4 protein-coding genes and 1 pseudogene are annotated in these 6,752 nt (G+C 36.4%); all 5 read left to right on the plus strand.

The window, feature by feature from the left end:
* The first annotated feature begins 8 nt into the window (after nucleotides 1–8).
* Nucleotides 9–1,208 carry a type VII secretion protein EssB gene (gene essB, locus D8847_RS03870; RefSeq protein ID WP_125840666.1) on the plus strand — a complete coding sequence of 400 codons (1,200 nt, stop codon included), beginning with the start codon at nucleotides 9–11 and terminating at the stop codon, nucleotides 1,206–1,208.
* Nucleotides 1,209–5,654 (plus strand): type VII secretion protein EssC, encoded by a 4,446-nt coding sequence (gene essC / locus D8847_RS03875; protein WP_125840667.1) that lies wholly within the window; start codon nucleotides 1,209–1,211, stop codon nucleotides 5,652–5,654. It begins immediately after the preceding gene.
* A gap of 42 nt (nucleotides 5,655–5,696) precedes the next feature.
* Nucleotides 5,697–6,104 carry a YwqH-like family protein gene (locus D8847_RS03880; protein WP_038804228.1) on the plus strand — a complete coding sequence of 136 codons (408 nt, stop codon included), beginning with the start codon at nucleotides 5,697–5,699 and terminating at the stop codon, nucleotides 6,102–6,104.
* 11 nt (nucleotides 6,105–6,115) lie between these two features.
* Entirely contained in the window at nucleotides 6,116–6,388 is a 273-nt protein-coding gene (locus D8847_RS03885) for a hypothetical protein (RefSeq protein WP_038804227.1), read from the plus strand.
* 1 nt (nucleotide 6,389) lies between these two features.
* Nucleotides 6,390–6,752, plus strand: a pseudogene (locus tag D8847_RS03890) (hypothetical protein); the annotation flags it as partial.

Here is a 6,752-nt window from a genome sequence, read left to right on the forward strand (position 1 = left end):
AGAAAAAAATGTTTGAAGCAGATCAACTACAATTTGTGAGAGAAGACAACCAAATATCAGTTCAAATTTCTTCATCAGGTTACCATAGAGAACAACTTGAATTGATTAAAGAATATTGTCCAGTAGAAATAGTGCAGAAAGATGGAGTTCTTTCTTTGCATTATATTATTCCAGAGTATTTTAAAACTGTTAAAGAAGAAATTTTAGACAGAACTACGGAGCTTGAGCGTTTTAGTTTGGCACAAAGCATGTCGGTATTAGTTCATTCTGAAAATGATTATAAAATTCCGTATATTCATCCTGAAAACATCATTGTTTTTGGGAGTAATGTACAAATGTTACATTATGGAATCGAAAAATTACTTGCACCTCAACAGCATAGTTCTGAATTCTATTTAGAATCTTATAAAGCTTTAATGATTTCCATTTTACTACCCAAGGTAGATTTTGACTTAGTCATCCATGGGATTGATGCAATAAAGGAAAAGGTGGCACAGGATATTAGTCCCTTAGAGAGTGTAGCTGATGTTAATAAATATATTGCAGAAAAGTATGCAAAATTATCAGAAGAGAGTTCAAAATCTAATTTGTTGGTTAACAAGAAAAAATGGAAGGCTTTGTTAATAGGGGGAGCCTTGCTTGCTACAACCACAGTCATTTTAAGTTTTGCCACTTATAAGTCTATGTTTAAAGACGGCCCCCTAAAATCATCAGTCATTATGGCCCAATCAAATTTCATGCGAAAAGACTATTCTGAAACAGTTGAATCATTAAAAAATTATGGTGCAGAATCATTGCCAAAAGAAGCTAAGTATATCTTAGCAGCAAGCTATGTCCGTTTAGATAGTTTGAGCGATAAGCAAAAGGAAGTTATTTTAAATACGATTACAGAATCAACAGATGATACAATTTTCTATTACTGGATTTATCTTGGACGTGGAAAATTTGAAAAAGCTCTAGATGTGGCACAAAATATCGGGGACACACAATTGATTTTACACGCTTATACAAATCTATATGAATCAGTTAAAGCAGATATCAATATGAACGGTTCTGAAAAACAAAAGAAACTTGAAGAATATGAAAAGAAAATAAAAGAACTTTCTGCTGAGATTGGAGAAGCGACTACAAATAGTAGTGACACAAAAGCATCTACTGAGACAACAACTCCTAAGGACAACCAAACAAAAGAAAAGAGTGAGCGATAAATGAAGGTAAAAAAGCTAGAATATGATCATCAACTGGGAGACCAATTAGGAGAACTTCATAAACCTCTTTATACCTTGTTGATTGAACAAGAAAAATTGGAAAAAATTGATTTGTTTGAAGGACAAGAGGTAAGAGTAGGGACTAACGAGTATACAGTAGAAGGCAGAAGAGTCTATCGAAACGGTAAGGAATTAGAAAGAGGAAAATCGACCTTTGATAAAGAAACTGTAACCTTACTGGTTCCTGAAGAGGATATTTTTGTCACTTATATTTTTCCGCCACAACGATTTATTTGTAGCAAGAAAGAATCAGCTGACATTAGTTGGTCAATTTCAAACCAACTTTTTTTCTCAAATAATCAAGTACAGGTTACACTTGGGGAATCTCCGGTTTATCTAAATAACCGTCTTATCAAAGAGGAAGGGCTTTATCCGTTTGAAGTGGGAAACCGAATGAAGGTTTCTAACTATTTTATAGAAAAAAGAAAAAACCAGTGGAAGATTGGATGTCTTTTTGAAGAACCACAATTGAATAAGAGTCAAATTCTGATACAAGAAAAAAATAATGAGTATCCGATGGATTTTCCAGAGTATAGAAGGAGTCCGAGAGTCAACCCTATTATCCATAGTGGGAAAATCATTATCAATCAACCTCCACAGCCGATAAAGCCACCCAAAAACTCGCTCATCCGAGCAATTGTTCCAGCTTTAGGAATGTTTACTTTGACTGCATTGAGTTCAATTTGGACAAAAGGGAATCCTGTAATGATGCTAGGGATGGGTGGTTTTAGCCTCCTGACGGCAGCGACAACTATGAGTCAGTATTTTGAGGAGAGAAAGGATACCAAAGAGCAGGAAAAAAATCGTATCCAAGACTACGAAGCATATTTATTAAAACAAGTATCCGACTTAGAAAGATACTACAAAGAAGAAACTAAGATTTTACATTACAATCAACCGTCAATATCGACCATTACTGAACTGATTGCAGATTATGATTCTAGAATTTATGAGCGGATGGACTATAATGAAGATTTCTTACAGGTGTCCTTAGGATTAGGAGATAAGTTAAGTCAGCTAGAGTTGCAAACAAATTTTGATGAGCAAAGTAAAGATGAAATATCGCAGTTTGCTCGAACAGTCTTGCAAGACTACAGTTTGCAAAAGAAAGTTCCGATCACGGTTAATATCTTTGAAGCGACAGTTGGTCTTGTAGGAAACAGTGAAGTAACTAGGACAGCTGTGTATAATATGCTTTTACAGATGGCAATGTTCCATAGCTACTTAGATGTTAATTTTATCAATCTTGTTCAAGAACAGAGATATGAGAAGGATTGGTCTGAGTGGCGCTTTCTCCCACATTTTAATATGCAGGAGCGAAATATTCGTGGTTTTGTTCATGATGCCAGAAGTCGTGATGCTGTTCTAAATTCGCTTTATCGTATCATTCAAAAACGTTCTCAAATTAAACGTGAAATGGGGGAAAAAGATGCACGCTTTAAACCTCATTATGTCTTAACGATTATGGATGACTCCCATTTACTTGGCCATAGTTTGAATGAGTATCTAGCCAAGGATTTGACAGAGTTAGGTGTGACTGTTATTTGGGTGAAAGAGGCGCGTCGTCTTTTGCCAGAAACTATCACAACTCTGATTGAATATAAGAATCAAAATCTAGGTCAAATCATTAATGATGAAGGATCCTATAGTGCACAAACCTTTATTCCCCACCCGCTGTTGGATTGCTATGAAGATTCTATCCGTACTTTAGCAAATCTAAAACACATGGAAGTGGAGAAGAACACGATTCCTAAATCTGTCACTTTTTTGGAACTCTATCAAGTCAGAGAAGTTGAAGAGTTACAGGTTGCAACTAGATGGTCCAAAGCGGATACTTTTAAAACGTTAGCAGTGCCATTAGGATTGCGTGGGAAAGATGACCAGGTGGAACTCAACTTACATGAACGTGCACATGGACCGCATGGTCTTGTAGCAGGAACTACTGGTTCAGGTAAATCGGAGATTCTTCAGTCGTATATATTATCCATGGCTGTAAATTTTAGTCCAGAGGATGTTGGATTTCTTACGATTGACTTCAAGGGTGGAGGGATGGCGAATCTTTTCAAAGATCTACCACATATGCTTGGGTCTATTACTAACTTAGATGGCGCGGCTAGTGCGCGTGCCCTAGCTTCTATCAAAGCAGAGTTACAAAAACGCCAACGACTATTTAATCAATTTGGTGTCAACCATATTAATGGATACACTAAATTATATAAGGAAGGGCAAAAATCTACTGACAAATCAGGCTATCCAGACAAACCATTACCTCATCTCTTCCTTATTAGTGACGAGTTTGCTGAATTGAAAGAACATGAACCAGAATTTATGACAGAGCTGGTTTCGACAGCCCGTATTGGACGTTCGCTTGGAGTCCATCTAATTCTTGCTACACAAAAGCCATCAGGTGTCGTGAATGATCAAATATGGTCAAACTCGCGTTTCAAACTAGCTTTGAAAGTGTCAGATGAGTCTGATTCAAATGAAATTATTAAAACACCAGATGCGGCGAGCATTACTGAACCAGGGCGTGCTTACTTACAAGTAGGAAACAACGAAATCTATGAATTGTTCCAGTCTGCATGGAGTGGTGCGCAGTATGCCCCACAAACAGAGGGAGTTCAAGAAGCTGTTGATGAACGAATCTGGTTGATAAATGACCTAGGACAATATGAATTGCTATCTGATGACCTATCTAAGGACGAAAATTATACTGCTGATCAGACGGAAGAAATCACGGAACTCTCAGCTGTTGTAAACTACATAGCAAGAGTGAGCAAGACTGTTCCCCTCAACCTGCCAGATAAACCGTGGTTAGAACCACTAGAGACAGCCATCATATCCCCACAAACAGATATTCACTGGACCGACGAAAAAGTATTGGCCGTTCCCTTTGCTCGAATGGATATTCCGACAGAGCAACGTCAAAAGGATTATCATTTTGATTTGGAAAAAATGGGGCATACAGTTTTCTATGGTTCACCTGGTTTTGGGAAATCCCTAGCTCTTCAAACTCTAGTGTTAAATCTCGCTCGTTTAAATACTCCAGAACAAGTACAAATCAATTTATTTGACTTTGGGACAAATGGACTCTTGCCACTAAAAGATTTACCACATGTGGTTGATTTGACAAGGTTTGATGAAGAAGAAAAACTGGTTAAGTTTTTAAAACGTATTGACCAAGAGTTGAAGATTCGCAAGGAGAAATTTGCCCTCTATAATGTAGCAAGTCTTTCTCAATACGAACAAAAATCAGGTGAGAAACTCCCTGCTATCCTTACTATTTTTGACGGCTTTGATACTATAAAAGACACACCACTAGAAGAAGCCATTGAAAGTACGATTAACCGCCTCCTACGTGAAGGAGCGAGTCTTGGATGCTATGTGATTTTGACAGCACTCCGCTCAAATAGCCTTAAAATCAGTATGTCAAGCAATATCACCTCGCGCTTGGCCTTTTACCTAGTTGATGAAGGAGCTTCTAAGGAAATTATCGGACGTGATGCTTTAATTCAGCAAGAAATTTTTGGCCGTGCCCAGTTGAAAGAAGACATCCCTTATGCCATTCAGGTTTATCTCCCGATAAGTGGAGAAGGGGACATTGAGCGCCTGTATAACTTGGAAGAAGAAGTCAAGTTGATTGCAAGAAGCTGGACAGGAGTTTGCCCAGAACCAATCCCAATGTTGCCAAATGAAGTAACGCTTACACACTTTAGTAATCATCCTAAAGTACTTGAGATGTGGTCGAGAGGGGAATTACCAATAGGGTTTGATAAAGAAACAACGGATCCTCAAGGGTTTGTTCCCGATAGAGATGGTTATTTTGAATTCTTATATGATACCCCGCAACAACTGGAATATTGTGAAAATAGTTTGATACCAGGTCTGAACAAATTAGTAAATATTGAAAAAATATTATTAAATACCAACAATAGTTACAAAAAAACAGAAGTATTTGATAAAATTATTGATAGAGATAATATACCTAGTTTCTTTAATGATATTCAAGGAGAAATTGAAAGCCGTCACAATGGTAAAGAGGCTTCAATGATGTACGTATTTATCCCAGAAGCGCATATGCTAGGGGCTTTATTAAATATGAAAATAACCGAGGATGTATTTAAAAAGATTGTTAGAAATAGCGGGAAAGTTCACATTCATTTTGTATTTATGGGAGAACAACAAGCTATTAGTGTAGGCTACTTAGATGTTGACAAGGTCTTAAAGAGCAATGTTCCCGCTGGATGTGTTGGAACAAGGTTCAAAGATCAAAATATTTCAAAAGTACAAACGAGCTTCAGTGAACCAGTTGTAGCAGAGGATGAGACAAACTTTTTTGTGGGTAGAATAGGTTATCGTTTACGATTGGTTACAGATAATGGATAGAATATTTAACATAAGTTGATAAAAAACAAAGGAGATATAGCTATGTCTCGTGATTACAGTTATGAGATTTACTCTTTACGACAACAGATTTCAACAATGTCTAGTGAAAGAGCGGATATATTAAATAAAATTAGTATTCTAAAACAGAATAAGAGTAAAATACAGAGCAAGAAAAGCGCAATTTCAGAACAATTGTCTCAATACGATTTGATAAAGGCAAAAGCTACTTCTAATTTTGCTGGAAATAGAAGAGATGATTTTAATAATAAAATAGAGACGCTAAAAGGGTCGATTTCCCAATGGTTGGAGAATACCCAGAATAATATTGATTTGATTGACCAAAAAATCTCAACCTATACGGCTGAAGCTTCTAATTTAGCAATTGGTATGAATTACGCTAGCCAATCACTAAATACTTATATTTATCTTCAAAGTCAAAATGAAGATTAAGGGGGAGAGTTATGGGAGAAATAAAATTAGATTATAATATTTGGTCTGTTGATGTTGTTTCATATTCTTCATCAATTGATGCTTTGTCCGATCTTTCAAAACCTACCTTGAGCGAGAATGACTTACAACCTTTCCTTAAAATTAATACGATGATAGATGAGTTAAACAGTTCGATAAAAACATTTAAAAGCAATTCAATAGATCAGACACGAAATATGTCTAGGGCTGTAGCGAATAAAGTGTCTGATGATGCTGCTGGGGCTGCAGGTTTTAGAGGAGGATAAGATGATTTCACAAGAAATGTTATGGGCGCAGTATTTTACAGAGTCCTATCTTGGTTTTAAGCCAAATTCACTCATCGATCAAATCGCTAAAGCTATTATTTATAGACCGGATTTATTTAGAACATTGGTTTTAAATTTGTCTCAGAGTGATATGAGTTATGAGTACAATCCAACAATTGGAGCAAGTATTGATTTTCGATTTAATAAGGGAGAGGTTATCATCACTCGTCTTGGGGAAACTCAACTTTTTTCAAGATCTGAGTTTGTGCGTTTACTTGGATTAATTGATAAAATTTATACAGAAATTCTGCCATTAGGTAGTGTTATTCAAATAAATAGAGAAAAGCTACCCAAAGATGCTCTT

Source organism: Streptococcus mitis, assembly GCF_003942795.1.
In the GTDB taxonomy this organism is placed as follows: Bacteria; Bacillota; Bacilli; order Lactobacillales; family Streptococcaceae; genus Streptococcus; species Streptococcus mitis_BJ.

Excerpts from the sequence above, each read along its gene's own strand:
- essB (WP_125840666.1), top strand. The coding sequence starts at position 9 with ATGTTTGAAGCAGATCAACTACAATTTGTGAGAGAAGACAACCAAATA.
- essC (WP_125840667.1), top strand. The coding sequence starts at position 1,209 with ATGAAGGTAAAAAAGCTAGAATATGATCATCAACTGGGAGACCAATTA.
- D8847_RS03880 (WP_038804228.1), top strand. The coding sequence starts at position 5,697 with ATGTCTCGTGATTACAGTTATGAGATTTACTCTTTACGACAACAGATT.
- D8847_RS03885 (WP_038804227.1), top strand. The coding sequence starts at position 6,116 with ATGGGAGAAATAAAATTAGATTATAATATTTGGTCTGTTGATGTTGTT.